Below are 21,871 nucleotides of genomic sequence, written 5' to 3' on the forward strand. Positions count from 1 at the left end.
CTATCACGTTACATGATTTCCAAGTTATTAGATTGAAACATTATAAAGCTTTTAGTAGTCTATAAAATAGGTGCGATGGACAAACCATAAAAACAAGTGTAATAACATGAAAAATATGTAAAAAAATATTACGGAGGCTAATCATGAAAAAAAGAAAAAGCAGGCTGCTTTTGTTCGTTATGGTATGCGCAGCAATGGTGATTGGTTACTCTCTATATAAGACGGGAGATTTTGCAATCTTTCCGGGCAAGCAAGCGTCTGCCAATGGTGGTGCGGCAGGGAACGGCGGCCAGGTGTCGGGCGGCGTGGATGCCAAGCCGGGGACTAAACCAGAAGACAAGCCAACGGGAGAGCCGCCTGCAGCAACCGATAAGCCAACTGCTGGTCAAGGAAACAGCGGTAGCGGCAATGGAACTGCAGAAAATGAACAAACCGAGGATGGAATGGCCGTCATTGCGAAGCCAGCGGATGTAGCGGTGCTTGTAAACAAGCAGAACAAGCTGCCCGAAGAATATAATCCTTCGGATTTAGTCTATCCTGACGTTCGTTTTATTTTTTCGGATAAGGTGGACAAGCGCAAGATGAGACAGGAAGCGGCTGCGGCGCTCGAAAAGCTGTTCACCGGAGCAGAGAATGATGGTGTATTGCTGGCTGGCGTTTCGGCTTATCGCTCCCACAGCACGCAAAAGACGCTCTTTGAGCGCTATGTCAAACGTGATGGGCTGGAGAAAGCCAGAACCTATAGCGCCTTTCCCGGGACGAGCGAGCATGAGACGGGTCTCGCCATAGACGTTACCGGAAGCGATGGCAAATGCGCGGCGGCCGATTGCTTCGCAGGTACGAAGGAAGCGGTATGGCTGGAGAAGCACGCCCATGAATATGGGTTTATTATCCGATATCTAAAGGGAAAGGAAGAGATTACGGGTTATCAGTACGAGCCTTGGCATCTTCGCTACGTAGGCGAGGACCTTGCTGCCGAGCTAGCCGAGAGCGGCGAGACGCTTGAGGAGCATTTTGATGCGGTTCCGGTTACAAAATAAAATGAGGAGCAGCGCAAGCGGACTTTCATTCGAGCCCGATTAAGAAGAGGGCATTGGAATCAAGTCGCTTGCGCTGCTTATTAATGGTAAAGTCTTTCGTTAGATCTTTGCTTCAAACGTTTTACAATCGGTTTCCTCGGAGTGGCTGGCTTGCTTGCCGCGGTTGCTGACAACATAAATGGACGAAGCGCCGCAGTGGTTTCCCGCTGCCCAGAACTTGCATGAGTTCACTTCACATAGTACATCCTTAGCCATTGACAATTCACCCCCTTGTTTATAGGATGGACAAACGATATATCGTTTTATACTCGGAAAGGACGGATATATATGGCAAACACTAAACTTTATTTTAATCATGATGCTGGCGTTGATGATCTGGTCTCCCTATTTCTATTGCTGCAAATGGAGGATGTTGATCTGATCGGCGTGTCGGTTATTCCGGCAGACGGCTATTTGGAGCCAGGCGAGAAGGCTAGCCGCAAAATTATTGACCGCTTCGGCAAACCAGAGAAAACGGCGTCTACGGAGGTTGCGCGCTCAAACTCCCGAGGCGTGAACCCATTCCCGGCTGAGTGGCGCATGCATACGTTTTTTGTCGATGCGCTGCCAATTTTGAATGAAGCAGGAACGATTCGTACGAAAGTCGCTGAGCTGCCAGCGCATCTGCATATGATTGAGCAGCTTCGCCGTTCCGAGGAGAAGGTTACGCTGCTGTTTACGGGTCCGCTTACGGATTTGGCCAGAGCGCTGGACGAAGCTCCAGACATTGAGGAGAAAATCGAGAAGCTCGTCTGGATGGGTGGCACATTTAATGAACGGGGCAATGTTCAGGAGCCTGAGCATGACGGTACGGCAGAATGGAATGCTTTCTGGGATCCGGAAGCAGTTCACCGCGTGTGGGCAAGCAGCATTCCGATCCTGCTTGTTGCTCTGGAGAGCACGAACAAGGTGCCGCTTACGATGGAAGTTCGCAATCGCTGGGCTTCGCTGCGCAAGCATGAAGGGCTGGATTTTGTCGGTCAATGTTATGCCGCATGTCCTCCGCTTGTTTATATGGAGACCAATTCGACCTACTACTTATGGGATGTGCTGACGACAGCCGTTGTCGGAAACCCGGATTTAGTGCAAATCAAGACAGTGCCAAGCGGCGTGATCAAGGATGGCGCGAGCCAAGGCCGTACGGTGGAACGCGCGGATGGCCGACCGGTTAGCTTGGTTTATGATGTCGATCCGGTCCGTTTCTTCGATTACATTACGGAGCTTTCGGCAAGCGCGGTAAGCACGGTTGTTGGCAGAGACTAAAGTGAAGATAAAGGCGAATCATCAGGAGAAGCCTTGCAAAAGAAGAAGCACAGCTGGAAGTGGGTTTCACTCCATGCTGTGCTTCTTTTTAGTTAATCCAGCTCATAAATAGAGCCTGATTTGCTGGCATAGAGCTCTGCGTAGACCTTTTCTGCATAAGCATCGGTCATGCCGGAAATGTAGTCGGCAACAAATCGCGGCCAGCTCCACTTGCTCTTATGCTGTTCGTAATTTTCGATCCAATCCGGCGGGATAATAAGGCGCCCTTGCTCTTGCACCTTAAAGCTATCCCACAGCCTTCGAATCATAATTTCACTGCGCATTTGCAGGCGCTGAACGCGGAAATCCTTAATCAGCGTGACCCAAGCAAGCTTCTTCAAGATTTCCATCGTCCGCAGCAGCTCGATATCCTGCTGTCCGTTATGGACGAAAGTAACCTTCTTCCAGCCGCGCTGCGCGTCATCGATAATGCCGACCTTGCCTGCGAACAAGCTGACCCATCGCGCTTTCATCTCACGCCTGGTGCGCGAGGATTCCCTCTCGCAGCTAACATATAGAGCTTCCCATTGCTCTAAATACGAGATAAGCACACGCTTCACCATGGCAGGAATGTCGACTTCGCCCCAGCCGATGCCCGTATTGCCCTTATCCTCTACAATTTCCTGTACCACATGATCGATAAGCCGGCTATCTTCGAAAAAAGTACGATTCATCTGGATTTTGCCTGCACGAATGCCGTCCTCGATGTCATGGGTGGAATAAGCAATGTCATCGCATAGATCCATCAGCTGTGCCTCAAGCGTCGAACAGCCAATCGGAATTTGCCATGAACGACGGAGCTGTTCGATTTCTGCCCATTCGGTGGTGTATAAGCCTTTGAGCCGCCCAGGCTCACCGAGGCTAAAGGGATATTTGTTGATAGCAAGCAATACGGCGGCAGTCAAATCGAGGCCGCTGCCGCTGCCGGCGCGCTTCTCCAAGAACATGAGAATGCGGAAGTTTTGCGCGTTCCCCTCGTAAGGCATGCCGTATTCTTCCATGAGCAAATGATTGAGCACTTCCTCGCCTTTATGTCCGAAAGGAGGATGGCCGAGGTCATGGGCAAGCGCTGCAATCTCCACCACGGCGGGGTCCAGTACGAGGCCCGGATGCTCTTGGCGAGCTAGAAAATCATATTGTTTGCCAAGCCTTCTAGCTACCTCACGGGCAATTTGCGATACTTCTAGGGAATGGGTCAGCCTTGTCCGGTAGTAATCGCCCGTACCCGCGCCGAATACCTGCGATTTGCCCTGCAGCCGGCGGAAGGCAGGCGATTGAATGAGTCTTGCGTAATCGCGTTCATATTCATCCCGTTCTTCACTAAAGGTGCCGAGCGTTTTCTCGTCCAGCCTGAATTTGCGTATATCCATCGTTGTTCCTCCAGTGCCACTGCTGCGGGTTCTGTCCAAGTGAAAGTGGTTCTTGATCCCGCCTTGTTAACAGGCGTATATTTTGATGCATTTTAATCGGAAAGGGGTATTAATGAAGCAATCGTTTCTTCTGCTTGAATTGTAGCATATAATCAGGCTTGAACATACACCGTGCTTGGAGTATGATCTCATTAGCTTTTACATCAGACTGAGGTGTTTATGATAAGAATCGCAATAATGCAAAACGCATACGCAATCATTATGCTGCTTAACATTTTTTTGGCGATAACCGTCATCTTTTTGGAACGGCGCAATGCCAGCACGACGTGGGCTTGGCTGATGGTCCTCTTTTTTATCCCGGTCATCGGGTTTGTCATGTATTTAATATTGGGGCAAAAGGTTCGCAAGAGAAAGCTGTATAAGCTGCTTGGTGACAGCCAGCGCATTATCGAGCATACGATTGAGCGGCAAATGCGACAGCTGCGCGATGGTGAGCTGCTGCACAAGGATACGGAAATGCAGAGCTACCAGGATATGATCTACATGAACCTGAAAACAAGCTACGCTTTGTACACAAGCAATAACGCGGTTGATATCTTTACCGAGGGCAACCAGAAATTCGACGCGTTGCTGATGGATATTGCAGAGGCCAAACATCATATTCATCTCGTCTACTATATCGTTCGCGACGATGAGCTTGGCAGGCGGCTCGTGAAGGCGCTCGCTGCGAAGGCGGCGGAGGGTGTCGAGGTTAAGTTTCTATATGATCACATTGGAAGCTCTGGCTTGCCAAGGCGTTATTTTCACGAATTACTGGCGGCCGGCGGGGAGGAGGCAGCATTTTTTCCGTCTCGCATTCCGTATTTGAATCTAAAAATTAACTACCGCAATCATCGCAAGCTTGTTATTATTGACGGTCAAGTCGGCTATATTGGCGGCTTTAACATCGGTGATGAATATTTGGGCCTGAATGAGCATTTCGGAGAGTGGCGAGACACCCATCTTAGAGTGCGGGGCAACGCGGTGCTGCAAATGCAAGCGCAGTTTCTAATGGACTGGAACCTTGCCGCTTCGGGCAAAATATCGTTAAATGAGCTGTATTTCCCGATTATGAGCGAGGACACGGGCACGATTGGCATGCAGCTGGTGGCCAGCGGTCCGGATACGGAATACCAGCAAATTAAAGATGCTTATATCAAAATGATCTATGCGGCGAAAAAAACGATCTGCCTGCAAACTCCTTATTTTGTACCGGACGAGAGCTTAATGACGGCGCTGAAGATCGCAGCTTTGTCAGGGGTTGATGTTCGTATTATGCTGCCGAGCAAGCCGGATCACTTCTTCGTCTACTGGGCAACGCATTCGTATTTGGGCGAGCTTCTTGCCAATGGTGTGTCTTGCTATATGTTCGAGAAGGGCTTTCTTCATGCGAAGACGCTGGTCATAGACGGCAAGGTCGCTTCTGTGGGCACAGCAAACCTCGATATCCGCAGCTTTAAGCTGAACTTCGAGATGAATGCGTTTATCTATGATACGCAGACGGCAGCCAAGCTGCAACGCATTTTCGAGATGGATATGCAAAATAGTACGCAGCTGACCACGGAAATTTACGGCGAGCGTCCGCTGATGAATCGGTTCAAGGAATCGATCTCTCGGCTACTCAGTCCAATCCTATAGACACACATAAGAAGGGCTTCTGCTTATCAATGGATAACCAGAAGCCCTTCACCTGCTTGGTAGAGAACTATTCAATTTATTCAAACGCTCCAATCCGATTCTTTCCTATTCTTCCTCGTCCTTTCGAATTTGTTACAAACCCTATCGACTTCGATCCTAGCTTTACTGACCTCGATCAACTTCCTTTCGATTTGTTTCAAATTCTGTTCCTTCCGTAAGTACCTGACCTTTCACTCATCGACTTTTCCTAATCGCCGTTGTCCCCGCATGTCCTGTATTCCCTTCGGTGCTCCTTCCCGAGTTAATGAGACATGCTTCGCTAACCTACTTCAATGGACTATCCCCTCTCGTTTAAGATAGGCTTAGTATACCTCATTATTAGAATTTTGTAAATATTCAGTTTATTTATTTCGACAAAAAAATTAAAACGGTTTCAGAGTATAAGCAAAATGGACATATTGTGCGAAACAATTTGAAGGAAGGGTGATCTTGATGCAGGGTGAGAGCTGAATAGTGGAGTAGACAGGATTCTTTCTCCATTTCAATGACCAGGCGGGAGCGGTAGTTATCGCATCATAAAAAAGCGATTACGAATGGTTTCACCGGCATTTGATCGAAAAACCATCATCAGCCACATGGCCTAGCAGAGGGTGCAGCTGCCAGTTGACCATATAAGGCTATGAATTTATACTTAGTCTAAAGTCATTTATAAAGGAATGATGTTTCTATGAACAAAATCAACTTAACGATACAGCGGAAATCGATATTGGAAGTAATACAGGCTGCTCATGATCATCCTACAGCGGCAGACGTGATAGAACGGTTGCGGGGCAGAGGCTTTAATTTTGCATATGGTACAGTGTACAACTCGCTTCGTTATTTAACCGATGCAGGCCTTATTCGGGAGTTGAAGTTGGGTGAAGCAGTTAGCCGATATGATGCGCGTACGGACGAGCACCAGCATATTGTATGTACCGAATGCGGTCGCGTCGACGAGGTGCTTACCGATTTGCCAGAAGAGTGGCTGCAGAAGGTCGCTTTGGAGACAAAGTATAAAATCGAGCATGCCCAAGTCGTCATCGAGGGGGTCTGCGAATTATGCGCGACGAAGGAAGCCTAAACCCTGCCGCTTCAAATGAAGCAGATCCGCTGCACTCGGCGGATGAAACCATGAGCTACACGGAGGAAGAGCTGCTGCATAATGGCATGATCTGCTCGATTACGCAGCGGGTCATGATTATCAGTCCGTTTCCCGAACGAGTCAAAAGCCTGCTCGTTGCTTTGTCTTCGGAATGCTTTGACGTATTTTCGCTGCATGATTTTAATAAGAGCATGCTGCAGACTCTTCAGCCGGAGCTGCTCGTCTACGATGCTATTCCTGTCCTTCATGCAGCTGCGGAAAATACGTTACAGGCAGGAGCGGAGCTTCTTGAATCCGCGGATTTACACGCCGTTCCGGTCTTGATTTTGCTGGATCAGAAATCGTATGACACGCGCGGCACTTTTGCGCTTGGGGCGGCTGAGCTTCTAGTATGGCCGGCTAAGCCTGAGCAGGCGGTCAAACAAATCAACCGAATGCTTCTAGGGCGACCAGCTTTGGTAAACAATGCTGCGGCTATAAGCGACATTCGCTCCTTTAAAGATATTTCTGTGGATCTTAAAAAAATGACGGTTGACCGGGCCGGGCAGCGCGTCGAGCTGACAAAGACGGAATATGATCTTCTTTTGCATTTCATGTCCTCGGATGGTTCCGTACTTACTCGGGAATCGCTCCTGGACACGGTATGGGGACTGCATTTCTATGGCGGCAGCAACTTGGTCGACGCCCATATCAAGAGCTTGCGCAAAAAACTGAAAGACAGCGCCGTTGCGCCTAAATATATCGTGACTGTTCGCGGAGTAGGCTACCGGCTTGCGGATCTACGCGACTGAGGGTAAGCGGCTTCTCTTGAAGGTAACTCCAGCCGACACAATGTGACACTGCGAAGTGACCTCTTCATGAAACATTCATCGTTCATTCATAGTCCATTCATGACAGCCCTTGGGCTATCCGCTATGATTGGTTTAGAGATTTAGATCAAGTCTAAATATATAAACCGATGAAGAGGTGCTACGATGGAAAACTACCTAACCACTAATTTAGGAACGCCTGTTGGCGATAATCAGAACTCACGTACAGCAGGGCAGCGCGGACCCGCTTTAATAGAGGATTATCATTTGCTTGAGAAGCTGGCCCATTTCGACCGGGAGCGGATTCCGGAGCGAGTTGTTCATGCCCGCGGCGCTGGGGCACATGGCGTATTCCGGACCGAGGTAAGCATGACGAGCCATACGAGGGCTCATTTTATGCAGGAAGCAGGCACGGAGACACCAGTTTTTGTAAGGTTCTCTACCGTTATCAACGGGACGGGCTCACCGGAGACGGCTCGCGATCCGCGCGGTTTTGCGGTTAAATTTTATACGCAAGAAGGCAACTACGATATTGTAGGGAATCACCTTCCCGTGTTTTTCATTCGTGATGCGATGAAGTTTCCGGACATGGTTCATTCCCTGAAGCCAGCGCCCCATACGAATCTTCAAGATCCGGCTCGCTATTGGGATTTCATGACGCTGTCGCCGGAATCGACGCACATGCTGACTTGGTTGTTTTCGGATGACGGGACACCAGCCACATACCGCGAGATGGACGGCTTCGGTGTACACGCTTTTAAGTGGATCAATGCTGCTGGAAAGCCAACATACGTGAAATACCATTGGAAGTCCAAACAAGGGGTGTGTAATTTTACGGCTACGGAAGCAAGTGATATGCAAGGCAAAGACTTTAATCACGCAACCCGTGATTTGCATGATGCGATCGAGCTAGGCAACTATCCGGAGTGGGAGCTGCACGTTCAGTTGATGCCGACAGAGCACGTGGACAGGTACGCATTTGATCCGCTTGACCCGACGAAGGTTTGGCCTGAGGATATGTACCCGCTGCAAAAGGTAGGCACAATGATCTTGAACCGCAATCCGGTCAATTATTTTGCCGAGGTGGAGCAGTCGGCTTTCTCGCCAAGCTCTTTGGTGCCGGGCATTGAGCCATCTGAGGACAAGCTGCTGCAGGGAAGGCTCTTCTCGTACCCAGATACGCAGCGTTACCGCCTGGGAGCAAACTATTTGCATATCCCGGTTAATTGTCCTTATGCGCCTGTTCGCAATCATCAACGGGATGGTGCGATGACTATGCAAGCTAATCCGTCTACGGTCAATTATGAGCCGAACAGCTTATCGGAAAGCCCAAGAGAATCAGAGTCCTATCCAGACTCCTATGTTCCGCTCCAAGGGACGGCTGGCCGCCAAAAGATTGATAAAACCGACGATTTCACGCAAGCCGGCGAGCGATACCGTTCGTTACCCGAAGAGCAGCAAGCCAACTTGGTCGCTAACTTGATTGGCGAGCTTAAGCAAACCAATGACGATATCCGGCTGCGCGCGATCTGCAATTTCTTCCGTGCCGACCGTACGCTCGGGATGAAGCTTTCCCAGGCGCTCGAGGTGGATATCCGCAAGTATATGCCTCAGGGATAGATGATTTACTAAGCCCTCTAACTTCGACTAAACGTCGCAGTTGGAGGGCTTTATTTGTTTTATATTGCTTAGCTACTATTGAATATCCACTCGCAGTAACAAGTACATATCATCGGTGTGTCGATGATACACTATTTGTTTTATATACCTTAGATAATATTGAATATTTACTTGTAATACCTAGCACATCTCCTCAGTGTATCAACGATACATCAATTGTTTTATAGCTCTTAGAAACTTTTAAATATCCACTCGCAGTACCAAGAACATCTCATCCGTGTGTCGACGATACATCAATTAATTTTGAGAGAAATTAATCGTATAAAGTCACTTAACAGGAAAAACTACCGTTAATATCACCCTTTTAACTCTGTCAGCCCACTTAGATGGAAAACTTCCTGTTAATTTGTCAGTTAGAGCTGAAGTTGGCGGTTTTTGCGGGAATTAACGGGAGAAAATCCTGTTAAATTGTCCAATCGGGCGATGTGGAAGTTTTAGCAGGAGAAATTCCATCTAATCAGAGGTAGAGAAGTGACTCCTACTAAAGTAAGGAAGGCGTATCATAATTGTTAAGATCATCCGTACAGAAAACGTTTCCTCGGCTATGTAAACATTATAGTGAACAGTATGGTGACCCATGTTGAATTCAACATAGGGTAATTTCTACTGGGTTGGTACAGGGATGAAGCGTCTCTTCTCGCCCCGTGACTGAAAAAGAATAGGGTGATTTATATGAAGGGGCTGTTCATCTTCCCAAGGTTGTCCTATAATCAAAACTAAGAGACGAAGAACGTCCCGTTAGTACTCCAATGCGAGTAATGACGGGGCGTTTTCTATTTTCCAGGAGGGTGATGAAATGGGTTTTGACGAGATACAGCGCGTGTTTATTGATCAGCATATGGAGAAAAGGAAAGGAGAACGCCGAGGTAGATTGGAACGGGGGCATGGGCATGCAGAATCGTTATTTTTGCGCAATGTGTGGTGGCCGGTTCGGGGGAACTTTCAGCATTTGCATCCGGAGTACGAGGTGATGGATTGGAGAGGGAGATCCTATTTTGCGGATTTTGCTTGGCTGCCGGGAAATGTAAGGTTGATTTTTGAGATTAAAGGGTTCGCCACACATGTCCGCGACATGGACCGCCAAAAATATAGTCAGGAACTGAACCGTGAAACCTTCCTATATGCGATGGGCTACCATGTAATTTCATTTGCTTACGACGACGTAGAAAGGAATCCTGAGCTTTGCCAAACGATGCTTAGAATGGTGCTTAGTAAATTCGAATCAAAACCTGGATTAGACTTCCGTGCCCATCAAGCGGAGCGTGAGATGATTCGATTTGCTGTTCAGCAAGCTGAACCTATAAGGCCCATAGATGCAGTCGAGCATTTTGGAATGGACCATAAAACAGCAGTCAATATTCTGCAAAAGCTATGCTCAACAGGACAGATGCTGCCTCTATATCGGGGCAAAGGGAAACGAATCGTACGTTATGAGCTTGCCCGCAATTTTTTGGAATATATTGATTAAGCCTAACGCGTTAGTAGCCTCAACTCGAAAGAACAGCTGATACCCAGACACTGCATTTTATTCGAATGGTCTATTTTCCTAACTAGCCTAAACTCAAAAAGAACAGCAGATACCCCCGACGTTGCATTTTATTCGAAGGAGTTTATTTTACTAACTAGTTCTCTTTGCTAATGAACGCACCCTATGCTAATTTAACTGGATTTTCTCCCTATAAATTGAAGGATATATAGTGGTTTTGGAATTTAAATGGATTTTCTCCTTCTAATTCAGCGGAATTAGCCGAAGATCAACCAAAAGGGTTAAATTAACGGGATAAATTCCGTCTATTCCATTTGCCCAGCAAATAACGCTATTTTAGCGGGAGAAATTCCATCTATGTGAATGAAAGCAGAGTTTTTGGGGATGGTGGGCGTAGTAAGAATAGATCATTCATCGGGGGCGATGTTGCTGGCAGATTCTTTTATTGATAAGTGTCTGACTAAGAAGGCGAGCTCGGTGCTGCTGTTACGCCTTCGCAAATTCAATCGATGAAAATCAAATGAATGCTCAAGGAACGCAAAATACGATGAAACTTTCACTTTAAAGACTTTCAGCTTGCTTGGCTTCATTTCCATTTTAGCTTATTACGGATATAACTTCTGAATAACGAGATGAAGCCCGCAGAATGCAGCAAAAGGACTACCATAGCATCCCTAAACAGTAGTCAGAAGGGACTCAAACAGTACTCAAACAGTACTCAAACAACACTCATATAGCATCCAACCAATACTCAACAACACCCAAACAACACCCAAACAACACCCAAACAACACCCAAACAACACCCAAACAACACCCAAACAACACCCAAACAACACCCAAACAACACCCAAACAACACCCAAACAACACCCAAACAACACCCAAACAACACCCAAACAACACCCAAACAACACCCAAACAACACCCAAACAACACCCAAACAACACCCAAACAACACCCAAACAACACCCAAACAACACCCAAACAACACCCAAACAACACCCAAACAACACCCAAACAACACCCAAACAACACCCAAACAACACCCAAACAACACCCAAACAACACCCAAACAACACCCAAACAACACCCAAACAACACCCAAACAACACCCAAACAACACCCAAACAACACCCAAACAACACCCAAACAACACCCAAACAACACCCAAACAACACCCAAACAACACCCAAACAACACCCAAACAACACCCAAACAACACCCAAACAACACCCAAACAACACCCAAACAACACCCAAACAACACCCAAACAACACCCAAACAACACCCAAACAACACCCAAACAACACCCAAACAACACCCAAACAACACCCAAACAACACCCAAACAACACCCAAACAACACCCAAACAACACCCAAACCTATATACTTTAATCCCTATTGGTTTTATTGGAATAACTATTGTGCAACGAAAAAGTCGATGCTAATATATATTTGTGATAATCAATTATCTATTATTGATAAAAACGAGGAGGAATACACATGAGTCTTCATCAAACGGAGCAGGAAACTTGCCAGGTAGCGGATACGTCGAAAAAGAATTTGAAAGCCGAGCTTAACCCACGCTGGGTGCGCGTTCAGGTGGATGGCGTGACAATCGCGGACAGTAAGTCCGTCATTACGCTTCATGAGCGGGGGCATTTGCCCGTCTATTATTTTCCGGTGGCGGACGTCCTTAAGGATTTGCTTGTACCGACCGCGCATCAAACCCACTGCCCTTTGAAGGGAGACGCCTCCTACTGGAGTATCCAGGTAGGCGAACGCCTGATTGAAAATGCGGTGTGGGGCTACGAGAACCCGATTCCGCAGAGCGAGGCGCTTCGCGGGCATGTAGCTTTTTACTGGAACAAGGTCGATAAGTGGCTGGAGGAGGAAGAAGAAATATTTGTTCATCCCCGTGATCCTTACAAGCGTGTCGATGCCATTAACAGCTCGCGCCATATCCAGGTTGTGCTGAATGGGGTGACGGTAGCGGACAGCAAGCGGCCAGTGATCGTGTTTGAAACGGGCGTGCCCGTTCGCTATTATTTGCCCATCGAGGATATTCGCCAGGAATATTTCTCAGGATCAAGCTTGCAAACCAGCTGCCCATATAAAGGGACGGCTACCTACCTTACTGCAACTATAAACGGCGAAACGTATGAAAATGTGCTTTGGAGCTATCCAGATCCGATCCCGGAAATACCGAAAATCGCAAAGCTGCATTCGTTCTACAATGAGCGGGTGGATGCGATTTTTGTAGCCGGGGTGAAGGAAGCGGAGCCAAGCTGGTACCGGTCGGCCCTTGATTTCTTTAATGCCAGCGATATTAAGTAATTACCCACACGAACCGCATAATATTGACGTGGCTGACCTGTTGACAGGAGGTCTTTTTTTATACCTTCGATTAAGTTGTTAATTCCGATAGGTTTAGTATAAATAATCGTTGACATTCCACTACATACATAATATTATTGTAATACAGTTAGTTGTTATCACATGTTAATAATAATTTGAGGTCAACCTTGCGATAGGAGGTCTCATTTTCCCTTAAGGGAAAGTGGGGCCTTTTCTGTTTCTATAGGGTCTTGGGAGGCATGGCACCCCAAAAGCTCTTGTCGGTCGTCAAGAAATGCTTACACAGTCTGTTTGGGCGGCTTGAGCCGTTAGCACATGTTTTATAGAAGGGATGGATGGGGATGAGCGAGGCCGCCGTTGAATTCAAGCAGGTAAGCAAAAATTATGGCGCGGGATTCGTGCTGGAAAACTTTAATCTGACTGTGCCCAAGGAACGGATTGTAACGATTATAGGTCCTTCCGGCTGCGGAAAAACGACCATTCTGAAAATGATCAATCGCCTAATCGAGCCTGAGGCTGGTCAAATCCTTCTCGAAGGCAGCAACATTGGAGAGCTGAATCCCGTGGAACTCAGGCGAAATATCGGATATGTCATTCAGCAAATCGGATTATTCCCGCATATGACCATCGAGGAGAATATTTCGGTCGTCCCGCGCCTGAAAGGGGAGCCGAAGCAGCAGCTGAAGGAGCGTACCGAGGAGCTGCTGTCGCTTGTTGGGCTGGAGCCCGAAGCTTATCGAAAGCGGTACCCGCACGAATTAAGCGGGGGGCAGCAGCAGCGAATCGGCGTAGCCAGGGCGCTGGCCGCGAATCCATCGATCGTGCTTATGGATGAGCCGTTCAGTGCGCTGGACCCCATCAGCCGCATTCAGCTTCAGAAGGAACTTATCAAGCTGAATGAGCATGTGAAAAAAACGATCGTTTTCGTCACGCATGATATTGATGAAGCGCTGAAAATTGCCGATTTGATCGTCCTGCTGAAGGATGGCAAAGTCGTTCAATCCGGCACGCCGGAGGAGCTTCTGAATGAGCCCGCGAACGATTTCGTTCGGGAATTCATCGGACAGGAACGGTTTAAGCCGCTTGTTCCGCAGCACACGGTAGCCAATATGCTGGCTCATCATTTATCGATCTACTCCCACTTCAAAGTAGCCGATGCGCTGCAGTATGTGGAGCAGCATGAACTGGATGCGCTGGCTGTAACCTGTGAGCAAAACAAATATTTAGGCATCATCGGGCGGGAACAGCTGCAAGGCGAGCAGGCGAGCAGCAGCGAGAGGCCCATCAATGAAGTGATGAAGACCGATGCCCCTTACGTTAGAGGCGATGCGCCGGTCTCGCAGCTCTTCGAGCTGCTGAAGAAAAACCGTATTGTGCCGGTAGTGGATGCCTCTCATCAACTGCTGGGGGCGGTTACGCAGTCCAGCTTCATTGAGGCAATCGGGAAGCAGTTTAACAGGGAGGAGGTGCTGGCATGAATCAATTTTGGAACACGGTGAAAGCGGATTGGGAGCATATTTTGCAAAAAACAGTGGAGCATGTGGAGCTGTCCCTGGTCTCGGTCATTATCGCGTGCCTGATTGCGATTCCGATCGGCATTTACCTTACGACGCATAAGCGGCTGGCGAACGGGATTATTACGGTCGTTTCGGTTATTCAGACCATTCCGAGCCTTGCCTTGTTCGGGTTCATGATTCCGCTGGTCGGGATTGGCACCAAGCCGGCAATCATCGCACTCACACTCTACGCACTGCTTCCGATATTGCAAAATACGTACGTGGGCGTATCCGGCGTAAATCCTGCCTTAATCGAAGCCGGTACGGGCATGGGAATGACGCGCTGGCAAATTCTCCGAATGGTCCAGCTTCCGATCGCGCGCAGCTTCATCATGGCTGGCGTTCGGGTAGTAGCCGTGCAAACGATCAGCTTGGCGACGATTGCGACGTATATTGCCGCAGGGGGACTTGGGGATATCATCACGCGTGGGATTTCGATGATCAATACCAATGTTATTTTGATGGGCGCGATTCCAGTTTCCTTGTTAGTTATTGTCGTTAATCTGCTTCTGCTATTGCTCAACCGGCGCATGACGCCTAAAGGGCTGCGGGAGCAATCCAAAATATAAGCGAGTACCAGAGAGGGGAAAAAGAAATGAAAAAGTGGAATTTCACAGCAAGCAGCAGGGGGAAACGACCGGTCCGGAAAACGATTGCTTTGGGGGCTGCAGCCATATTAATAGCTGTCATGAGCGGGTGCTCCGCCTCGGGTTCAGGCAAATCGGAGACCATTAATATCGCGACGAAAGGCTTCGCCGAATCGGATATTTTGGCAAATGCGTTCAAGCTGCTCATTGAAAATGATACGAAGCTAAAAGCCAATGTAGAGACGCTTGATAACTCATTGCTTTGGAACGCATTAAAGGAAAATAAAGTGGACGTTTATGCGGAGTATACTGGTACGGCACTCATCAATATTCTTAAAGCGGAGCCGGAATTCGACCCGCAAACAGCCTATGACAAGGTGAAAAAGGATTTAAAGGAGCAAAATCAGCTAACGGTGCTGGACCCGATTGGCTTCAACAATACCTATGCCTTCGGCCTGCATAAGGACCAAGCGGAGAAATATGGCATTAAGACGACCAGCCAGCTCGCTGAAAAGTCGGGAGAGCTTATCTTTGGCGCTAGCGAGGAATTTATTAACCGTCCAGACGCTTGGCCTCCAATTCTTGAGAAATACAATCCAAAGTTTAAGGAAATCAAAACGATTCAGAATCCTGGGCTTGCGTATCAGGCGATTGATCAAAAACTCATCGATTCTATGATTCTCTATACGACGGACAGCCAGATCACCGTGAAGCCGATTGTCGTGCTTGAAGATGACAAACACGTATTCCTGCCTTATTACGCTGTGCCGATCGTACGTGACGAGGTATTGAAGAAGCATCCAGAGCTGGAAAAAGCGCTGAATAAGCTTGCAGGCAAAATCACCGATGCTCAAATGCAAACCTTGAATAGCGAAGTGGAATTGAAGCAGCGCCCGGCGCTCGATGTGGCGAAGGAATGGCTGACGGCAAATGGATTGATTTCTAAATAATCGAATGAAGGAGTCGTGATGCAAAATGAGTACGCCAAAAAAACAAATGGCGCTTGGCGCCATGATGTATTTCCCCGCCGGGGAGCACATCTCAAGCTGGAGACACCCGGAAGCGGAAGCGGAGGGGCTGCTCGATTTCAATTATTACAAGCGAATTGTCCAAACCGCCGAGCGCGGGAAGTTCGATATGTTTTTTTACGCAGATGAGCTGTATGTGTGGGATCGATTCGAATCCGGCATCAGCCACTCCAACAGCATTAGGCCGGAGCCATTTACGCTTCTCTCGGCACTCTCCGTTGTGACGGAGCATATCGGGCTGGCAGCAACAATCTCCACAACCTACAACGAGCCGTACCATATCGCTCGCAAGCTAGGTACGCTGGATCATTTCAGCGGAGGGAGATCGGCATGGAATATCGTCACCTCGCAGACCGATGAGGAAGCGCGAAATTTTGGCAAAGAAAAGCATCTCCAGCATGCGCTCCGATACGAGCGGGCAGGCGAGTTCGTTGAAGCCACGCAGGGGCTATGGGACAGCTGGGAGGATGACGCGCTGCTCTTTAATAAAGAGAGCGGATATTTCGCCGACAAAGACAAGCTTCACAACTTGGATCATAAAGGCAAGGATTTTAACGTGCGGGGTCCGCTCAACGTTTCTAGGCCGCCTCAAGGGCATCCGGTGCTTATCCAAGCGGGTGCTTCCGAGGCCGGCAAGGAGCTGGCGGCTGCCAAGGCAGAGGTCGTTTTTGCACCGGGATCGACGTTTGCGCCCGGCGGCCTGCTGGAGGACGGCCAGCGCTTGTATCAGGATATCAAAGGCAGAATGGCGAAATACAACCGGCATCCGGATGAGCTGAAAATATTGCCGGGCATCATGCCGATCATCGGACGCACGGAGGCGGAAGCGCAGGAGCGCCTTGCCATTATCGAGGAGCTGACGCCGGAGAAGCTTGGTTTGGATTTGCTGTCGCATTATTTGGGCCATGATATCTCAGGCTACCCTCTCGACGAGCCGTTGCCGTTTATTCCGGAGCTTGATGGCTTTAATCAAAGCAAAAGCGGCCTGGAGCGCATCAGGGAGCTGGTTCAGCAAGAACCGCTGACGCTGCGACAGCTATATCAACGCATAACGAAAAAACGCGGATTTGCAGGCACGCCCGTGCAGATTGCCGACCATTTGGAAGAGTGGTTCGTCAATGGAGCCGCAGACGGCTTCAATATTGCTTTTCCATATTTGCCGGGAAGCTTGGATGATTTTGTTGATTTGGTTATACCCGAGCTTCAGCGCCGGGGGTTGTTCCGTACGGAATATACCGGACGCACGCTGCGCGAGCATTTGAATCTGCAGCGGCCAGTCAATCGGCATACGTCGGTTCGCGTTTAATCGATAAAGGAGAGATGGATGATGGCGCATATTGATCCGCAGTGGTCTTTGAGGGACGGAGAGCACGAGGGCTGGCAAATCCGGGCGGAGCGAAGCCCGAAATGGATACGCGTTGTGTTTGGCGGAGTTACGATAGCCGATAGCAAGCAAGTGCTTGTCGTGACGGAAACGGGGAAATTGCCGGTCTATTATTTCCCTCAGGAGGATGTGAAGAGCGAGCATATCACTTGGTCCGAGCAGCGCGTGGACCATGGGCATAAAGGAGAAGCCGTATACGGCAATATTTCGGTAGGCGGACTTGTGTTTGAGCGAGCCGCGTGGCAGTATCCGAGTTCGGCAGGAGAGGGCACTATTATTGCAGGATATATCTCCTTTGTCTGGAAGCTAGCGGATGCCTGGTACGAGGAGGAGGAGCAGGTCTTCGTTCATGCGAGGGACCCCTATTCCCGCATTGATGCGATTCCAAGCTCGCGCCACGTACAGGTTTATATCGGCGGCAAGCTTGTTGCGGACAGCCATCGCCCGGTTATTTTGTACGAGACGGGCTTGACGCCGCGCTACTATTTGCCCAAGGAAGATATCCGGCTGGATTTGCTAGCGCCATCCGCAACCTCAACGCAATGCCCATACAAAGGCACGGCTTCCTATTGGTCTGCTATTTTGGAGGATGGGAAGACGGCCAAGGATATCGTATGGAGCTATGCGGAAGCTCTGCCGGAAGTGCACGAGATTGCGGGAAGACTGAGCTTTTACAATGAAGAGGTGGATGCCCTCTATGTTGATGGCGTGCAGTGGAAGCTGCAGGAAGAGGATCGGCTTCCGTACAAAAATACCGCTCCGCATGCCTGATGGATAGTCAAAGGGGGATGGGGATGCGATGCCTTTGACAGCGTCAGCGCAAAAAATGGCGTATATTGGGTTATTTGCCGTTACGATTCTTTGGGGAATCAGCTATGTGCTTAGCGCATATTTGCTAAGAGGCTTCTCTCCCGTGCTTCTATCCTTTCTTCGGATTGCGGTAACGGGCTTGCTGCTGCTGGCCATCAGCAGGACGCAGCCCCTACAGCGGCCCACAAGGACCGAGTGGCTGCTGCTGCTCGCGTCCTCCTTTTTTTTCACGCTCATTCAGCAGCCATTTTATTTTCTGGGGCTTCAGCATTCTTCCGCCGCCAACGGCTCGCTTATTTATGCGGTGGCGCCGCTCGTCACGCTTCTTTTGGAAGCCGTGTTCTTCCGGGTGAGGCTGCAGGGCAAAAAGATCGGAGGAGCGCTGCTTGGTTTTGCCGGCGTTTTGATTATCGTCCTTGCAGGACAATCAACGCTAGGTGTATCTATTGGCGACCTGTATTTGCTTATAGCGATGCTAGGCTTCTCGGTAAGCCTGCTGTTTATCCCCAGGTTATCACGTCGATTATCGACCTTCTCCATGAATTTATATTCAACTTTTATCGGTATGACGCTTATGCTTCCGCTTACGTTTAGCGAACGTGCGCTTGGCAAGCTGGAAGTGAGCGGCGAGGCATGGATGTGGCTGCTGCTTATTGCTGCGGGACTCATGAATGTATTCGCAGGATGGTGGTGGACCCGCGGGGTAGCGGTCGTCGGTGCGGGCACGGCTTCGTTATTCAATAACTTACCGCCTTTTATTGCCTTGCTTGCCGGTTATGTATGGCTCGGGGACCCTATTAAGGCGACCCAGCTTCTTGGCGGCATGATTATTTTGGCCGGCGTTTTTATATCGAATTATTCCGGGTCGCGCAAGCAGGCAATCGAAGCAGGAAGCTCCGGATAATTGGCCAGCGTCAAGCGGACGAGAGCCAAAACCGTTCCATCTACTCCACAAGGAAAGAGGTTATGGCATGTTCTATGATTTAATTGTGCGGGGCCATCTCGTACTGGAAGACGGCGTCATCTTTGGAGAAGTCGGAGTTAAAAATGAAACCATTCATCATATTGCCCCCGTGAGTTCGTTGCTTGGGGCGCGAACGCTTGATTTTGGCGAGTGTTATGTTTTTCCCGGCATGATTGACGCGCATGTGCATTGCTTCAGCAATCCGCTAGAGGGATTTGTCACAACCTCCTCCTCAGCGGCAGCGGGCGGAATTACGACTATGCTGGATATGCCCTATGACCTGCCTGCCCCGATCAATACTGCTGCGCTTCTGGAGCAGAAGATCGAGCGATTGAATCGGGAAGCGCTGATCGACATTGGCCTTTGGGCTACCATTGCCAAAACGGGAGGCACCGATGAGATTATTCCGCTGGCGAAGGCAGGAGCGATTGCGTTTAAAATGTCTACCTTCGAGACCGATCCCCACCGCTTCCCGGAAATACCGGACAGCGAAATTATGAGAGCAATGGCGCTGATTCGGGAAACCGGTCTCCGGGCTGCTTTTCACGCGGAAAATAATGAATTGATTAAAAGCTTGACCAAGGAATATAGGGATGCCGGACGGCTCTACGCGAGAGCGCATATGGAGACAAGGCCTCCGGTAACCGAGACGAGCGCCGTGCTGAAGGTACTGGAATTCGCCTATTGGACGGGAGTCAAGGTGCATGTCGTCCATGTGAGCCACCCGCGAACGATTGAATTGATAAAACGGTACAAGGACGAACAGGTAGATGTCTCCTGCGAGACCTGCTATCCCTACCTGCTGATGGATGTCTCCGCGCTGGAGAGGTTTGGGCCCGCTGCCAAAAACAATCCTCCGCTTCGCCTCGCACAAGATGCGGCAAAGCTGTGGCAGCAGCAGCAGAGCGGCAGCATCGACATCATTACTTCCGATCATGCCCCTTGGGGAGCGGATCGCAAAGAAGCGGGCAAGGACAATATTTTCCTTGCCGCTTCGGGCATGCCCGGCGTGGAAATTATGGTTCCGCTGCTGTTCGACCGCGCCGTTATTCAGGAAGGCGTCCCGCCTGAGGAGTTCGCCAAATGGATGGCGCAATCTCCCGCGGAGGTATTCGGCATACCGGGCAAAGGGAAAATCGAGCTGGGCTTCGATGCCGACTTTACGGTCATTGATCCGCAGCAAAGCTGGAGGATTGACCAGACTAAGCTTCTCTCCCATTCCAAGCTTTCCCCATTTCATCAGCATAAGGTACAGGGCAAAATCAGGCATACCATCGTAAGAGGGAAAAGTGTTTACGACGGTGAGCGGATTGTGGCCCAGCCGGGCAGCGGCCAGTTTATTGCAGGCGCAGCCTATAAAAGGGAGGTTGTCAGCTCATGAGCATAACCCGAATACCCATTGATAGCGAACGGATACGGCAGCAAGTCGATGCGCTTGCCGTTTATATAGATACAAGCAAGCCGGGCTGGACGAGAAGGCCCTTCACGTCCTGGTACGAACAAGGAAGAGAGTGGCTTCGTGAGCGCATGCGGGAGAATGGCTTGTCGGTGCGGCAGGATGCGGCGTCCAACTTGATTGGCGAATTGCCAGGCAGCGAGCCAGGCTTGAAGCCGATTATGGTTGGCTCCCATACCGATACCGTTACGGGAGGAGGCCGGTTTGACGGCATTATTGGCGTCATTGCCGGACTCGAGCTTGCGCGGGTACTGAAGGAAAACGGCATTACGCTGCGGCATCCGCTTGAAATTGCGGACTTCACTGCGGAGGAGCCAAGCGAATTCGGCATCTCGACGATTGGAAGCCGTGGCATGGTGGGTCAATTGTCGGCGGAAATGCTGCAGCGCAAGGATCCAAACGGATTAATTCTTCGGGATGCCATCCAACGGGCTGGCGGTTCGCCGGAGGATATCGCCGCGCAGGCTAGACGTTCAGGAGATGTAGCTTTTTATTTGGAGCTTCACATTGAGCAGGGGCCCGTGCTGGAGCAAACCGGGAACACGCTTGGCGTCGTTACCGGCATCGTGGGCATCCACCGATTTTCCGTTACGGTAGAAGGCGCGCCGAACCATGCTGGAACGACGCCGATGGGGCTGCGTGCCGATGCGCTGGCCGGCGCGTCCGAGCTGGTGCTTGCGGTCGAAGAAATCGCAAGCCAGAAGTACGCTGAGCCCGTAGTGGGAACGGTAGGCCGGCTGTTCGTAGAGCCAAATGCGGCAAATGTTATTCCGGGACGAGTCGTTTTCGAGCTGGAGCTCCGTTCCCTAAATACTAAGATTGTGGAGCAGGCTGCGGCGGCGCTTCGGGTGAGAGCTACTCAAATCGCAGAGCGCAGGGGGCTTAGCATACGATTGGAGCCCTTATCGCAATCGGAGCCGATTAGGGTAAGCGGTGAGGTGCAATCGATTATTCGGGAAGCCTGCAGCGCTGTCGCACCGACGATAGAGCTACCAAGCGGCGCTGGGCATGATGCGAACCAACTGGCGCGCATCGCGCCAATCGGCATGATCTTCGTGCCTAGCGAAGGCGGGCGCAGCCACTGTCCGGAGGAGTGGACCCCGTATGCTCAGGTTGCTACCGGAATTGAAGCGGTTATTCAAGCCGTGCTTTTATTTGACCAACGATGAGATGCGTTGGAGAG

The 21,871-nt window shown here is 49.8% G+C and carries 18 protein-coding genes; 16 read left to right on the forward strand and 2 right to left on the reverse strand.

Annotated features, from left to right (window positions below; genetic code table 11):
* Positions 1–143: 143 nt before the first annotated feature.
* A complete protein-coding gene (locus FJQ58_RS21310) occupies positions 144–1,040 on the forward strand; it encodes a M15 family metallopeptidase (protein ID WP_238404230.1) in 897 nt (298 codons plus the stop codon).
* A gap of 99 nt (positions 1,041–1,139) precedes the next feature.
* On the opposite strand, the gene FJQ58_RS21315 is transcribed toward FJQ58_RS21310, so the two are convergent.
* Complete coding sequence (locus FJQ58_RS21315; protein ID WP_139996831.1) at positions 1,140–1,295, reverse strand: DUF1540 domain-containing protein; 156 nt, start codon at positions 1,293–1,295, stop codon at positions 1,140–1,142.
* A gap of 72 nt (positions 1,296–1,367) precedes the next feature.
* Between FJQ58_RS21315 and FJQ58_RS21320 the strand changes: the two genes are divergently transcribed.
* Positions 1,368–2,342 carry a nucleoside hydrolase gene (locus FJQ58_RS21320; protein WP_139996832.1) on the forward strand — a complete coding sequence of 325 codons (975 nt, stop codon included), beginning with the start codon at positions 1,368–1,370 and terminating at the stop codon, positions 2,340–2,342.
* A gap of 92 nt (positions 2,343–2,434) precedes the next feature.
* Here FJQ58_RS21320 and FJQ58_RS21325 read toward each other — a convergent pair whose 3' ends face one another.
* Complete coding sequence (locus FJQ58_RS21325; RefSeq protein WP_139996833.1) at positions 2,435–3,751, reverse strand: deoxyguanosinetriphosphate triphosphohydrolase family protein; 1,317 nt, start codon at positions 3,749–3,751, stop codon at positions 2,435–2,437.
* A 237-nt stretch (positions 3,752–3,988) separates the two neighbouring features.
* Between FJQ58_RS21325 and cls the strand changes: the two genes are divergently transcribed.
* The 14 genes from cls to FJQ58_RS21405 all read left to right on the forward strand — a co-directional run bounded on the left by cls (position 3,989) and on the right by FJQ58_RS21405 (position 21,857).
* A complete protein-coding gene (gene cls / locus FJQ58_RS21330) occupies positions 3,989–5,428 on the forward strand; it encodes a cardiolipin synthase (RefSeq protein WP_420799854.1) in 1,440 nt (479 codons plus the stop codon).
* 727 nt (positions 5,429–6,155) lie between these two features.
* On the forward strand, positions 6,156–6,548 hold the full coding sequence (locus FJQ58_RS21335; protein WP_139996835.1) for a Fur family transcriptional regulator: 393 nt from the start codon (positions 6,156–6,158) through the stop codon (positions 6,546–6,548).
* On the forward strand, positions 6,527–7,360 hold the full coding sequence (locus FJQ58_RS21340) for a winged helix-turn-helix transcriptional regulator (RefSeq protein ID WP_139996836.1): 834 nt from the start codon (positions 6,527–6,529) through the stop codon (positions 7,358–7,360). The genes FJQ58_RS21335 and FJQ58_RS21340 overlap by 22 nt, the downstream gene beginning before the upstream one ends.
* 183 nt (positions 7,361–7,543) lie before the next feature.
* Positions 7,544–8,998 carry a catalase gene (locus FJQ58_RS21345; RefSeq protein WP_139996837.1) on the forward strand — a complete coding sequence of 485 codons (1,455 nt, stop codon included), beginning with the start codon at positions 7,544–7,546 and terminating at the stop codon, positions 8,996–8,998.
* 856 nt (positions 8,999–9,854) lie between these two features.
* Positions 9,855–10,526, forward strand: a complete 672-nt coding sequence (locus FJQ58_RS21350) for a DUF559 domain-containing protein (RefSeq protein WP_139996838.1) — start codon at positions 9,855–9,857, stop codon at positions 10,524–10,526.
* 1,522 nt (positions 10,527–12,048) lie between these two features.
* Positions 12,049–12,882, forward strand: a complete 834-nt coding sequence (locus tag FJQ58_RS21365; RefSeq protein ID WP_139996839.1) for a DUF427 domain-containing protein — start codon at positions 12,049–12,051, stop codon at positions 12,880–12,882.
* Between the two features lie 362 nt (positions 12,883–13,244).
* The gene (locus FJQ58_RS21370) at positions 13,245–14,381 is read left to right on the forward strand and encodes a betaine/proline/choline family ABC transporter ATP-binding protein (protein ID WP_139996840.1); all 1,137 of its coding nucleotides are present in this window, start codon (positions 13,245–13,247) and stop codon (positions 14,379–14,381) included.
* Positions 14,378–15,028, forward strand: a complete 651-nt coding sequence (locus FJQ58_RS21375; protein WP_139996841.1) for an ABC transporter permease — start codon at positions 14,378–14,380, stop codon at positions 15,026–15,028. Before FJQ58_RS21370 ends, FJQ58_RS21375 begins: the two co-directional genes overlap by 4 nt.
* Before the next feature lie 26 nt (positions 15,029–15,054).
* A complete protein-coding gene (locus FJQ58_RS21380) occupies positions 15,055–15,996 on the forward strand; it encodes an ABC transporter substrate-binding protein (protein WP_139996842.1) in 942 nt (313 codons plus the stop codon).
* Positions 15,997–16,021: 25 nt separating this feature from the next.
* Entirely contained in the window at positions 16,022–17,380 is a 1,359-nt protein-coding gene (locus FJQ58_RS21385) for an LLM class flavin-dependent oxidoreductase (protein WP_139996843.1), read from the forward strand.
* Between the two features lie 18 nt (positions 17,381–17,398).
* Positions 17,399–18,229: a DUF427 domain-containing protein gene (locus tag FJQ58_RS21390; RefSeq protein ID WP_139996844.1), complete on the forward strand. Its 831-nt coding sequence runs from the start codon at positions 17,399–17,401 to the stop codon at positions 18,227–18,229.
* A gap of 28 nt (positions 18,230–18,257) precedes the next feature.
* Complete coding sequence (locus tag FJQ58_RS21395) at positions 18,258–19,172, forward strand: DMT family transporter (protein WP_139996845.1); 915 nt, start codon at positions 18,258–18,260, stop codon at positions 19,170–19,172.
* A gap of 67 nt (positions 19,173–19,239) precedes the next feature.
* The gene (locus tag FJQ58_RS21400) at positions 19,240–20,613 is read left to right on the forward strand and encodes a dihydroorotase (protein WP_139996846.1); all 1,374 of its coding nucleotides are present in this window, start codon (positions 19,240–19,242) and stop codon (positions 20,611–20,613) included.
* A complete protein-coding gene (locus tag FJQ58_RS21405) occupies positions 20,610–21,857 on the forward strand; it encodes a Zn-dependent hydrolase (RefSeq protein ID WP_139996847.1) in 1,248 nt (415 codons plus the stop codon). Before FJQ58_RS21400 ends, FJQ58_RS21405 begins: the two co-directional genes overlap by 4 nt.
* Positions 21,858–21,871: the final 14 nt, after the last annotated feature.

This window comes from Paenibacillus paridis (assembly GCF_006345825.1).
GTDB lineage: Bacteria > Bacillota > Bacilli > Paenibacillales > Paenibacillaceae > Pristimantibacillus > Pristimantibacillus paridis.

Coding starts and splice junctions, on each gene's coding strand:
- FJQ58_RS21310 (WP_238404230.1), top strand. CDS start 144: ATGAAAAAAAGAAAAAGCAGGCTGCTTTTGTTCGTTATGGTATGCGCA.
- FJQ58_RS21315 (WP_139996831.1), bottom strand. CDS start 1,295: ATGGCTAAGGATGTACTATGTGAAGTGAACTCATGCAAGTTCTGGGCA.
- FJQ58_RS21320 (WP_139996832.1), top strand. CDS start 1,368: ATGGCAAACACTAAACTTTATTTTAATCATGATGCTGGCGTTGATGAT.
- FJQ58_RS21325 (WP_139996833.1), bottom strand. CDS start 3,751: ATGGATATACGCAAATTCAGGCTGGACGAGAAAACGCTCGGCACCTTT.
- cls (WP_420799854.1), top strand. CDS start 3,989: ATGCAAAACGCATACGCAATCATTATGCTGCTTAACATTTTTTTGGCG.
- FJQ58_RS21335 (WP_139996835.1), top strand. CDS start 6,156: ATGAACAAAATCAACTTAACGATACAGCGGAAATCGATATTGGAAGTA.
- FJQ58_RS21340 (WP_139996836.1), top strand. CDS start 6,527: ATGCGCGACGAAGGAAGCCTAAACCCTGCCGCTTCAAATGAAGCAGAT.
- FJQ58_RS21345 (WP_139996837.1), top strand. CDS start 7,544: ATGGAAAACTACCTAACCACTAATTTAGGAACGCCTGTTGGCGATAAT.
- FJQ58_RS21350 (WP_139996838.1), top strand. CDS start 9,855: ATGGGTTTTGACGAGATACAGCGCGTGTTTATTGATCAGCATATGGAG.
- FJQ58_RS21365 (WP_139996839.1), top strand. CDS start 12,049: ATGAGTCTTCATCAAACGGAGCAGGAAACTTGCCAGGTAGCGGATACG.
- FJQ58_RS21370 (WP_139996840.1), top strand. CDS start 13,245: ATGAGCGAGGCCGCCGTTGAATTCAAGCAGGTAAGCAAAAATTATGGC.
- FJQ58_RS21375 (WP_139996841.1), top strand. CDS start 14,378: ATGAATCAATTTTGGAACACGGTGAAAGCGGATTGGGAGCATATTTTG.
- FJQ58_RS21380 (WP_139996842.1), top strand. CDS start 15,055: ATGAAAAAGTGGAATTTCACAGCAAGCAGCAGGGGGAAACGACCGGTC.
- FJQ58_RS21385 (WP_139996843.1), top strand. CDS start 16,022: ATGAGTACGCCAAAAAAACAAATGGCGCTTGGCGCCATGATGTATTTC.
- FJQ58_RS21390 (WP_139996844.1), top strand. CDS start 17,399: ATGATGGCGCATATTGATCCGCAGTGGTCTTTGAGGGACGGAGAGCAC.
- FJQ58_RS21395 (WP_139996845.1), top strand. CDS start 18,258: ATGCCTTTGACAGCGTCAGCGCAAAAAATGGCGTATATTGGGTTATTT.
- FJQ58_RS21400 (WP_139996846.1), top strand. CDS start 19,240: ATGTTCTATGATTTAATTGTGCGGGGCCATCTCGTACTGGAAGACGGC.
- FJQ58_RS21405 (WP_139996847.1), top strand. CDS start 20,610: ATGAGCATAACCCGAATACCCATTGATAGCGAACGGATACGGCAGCAA.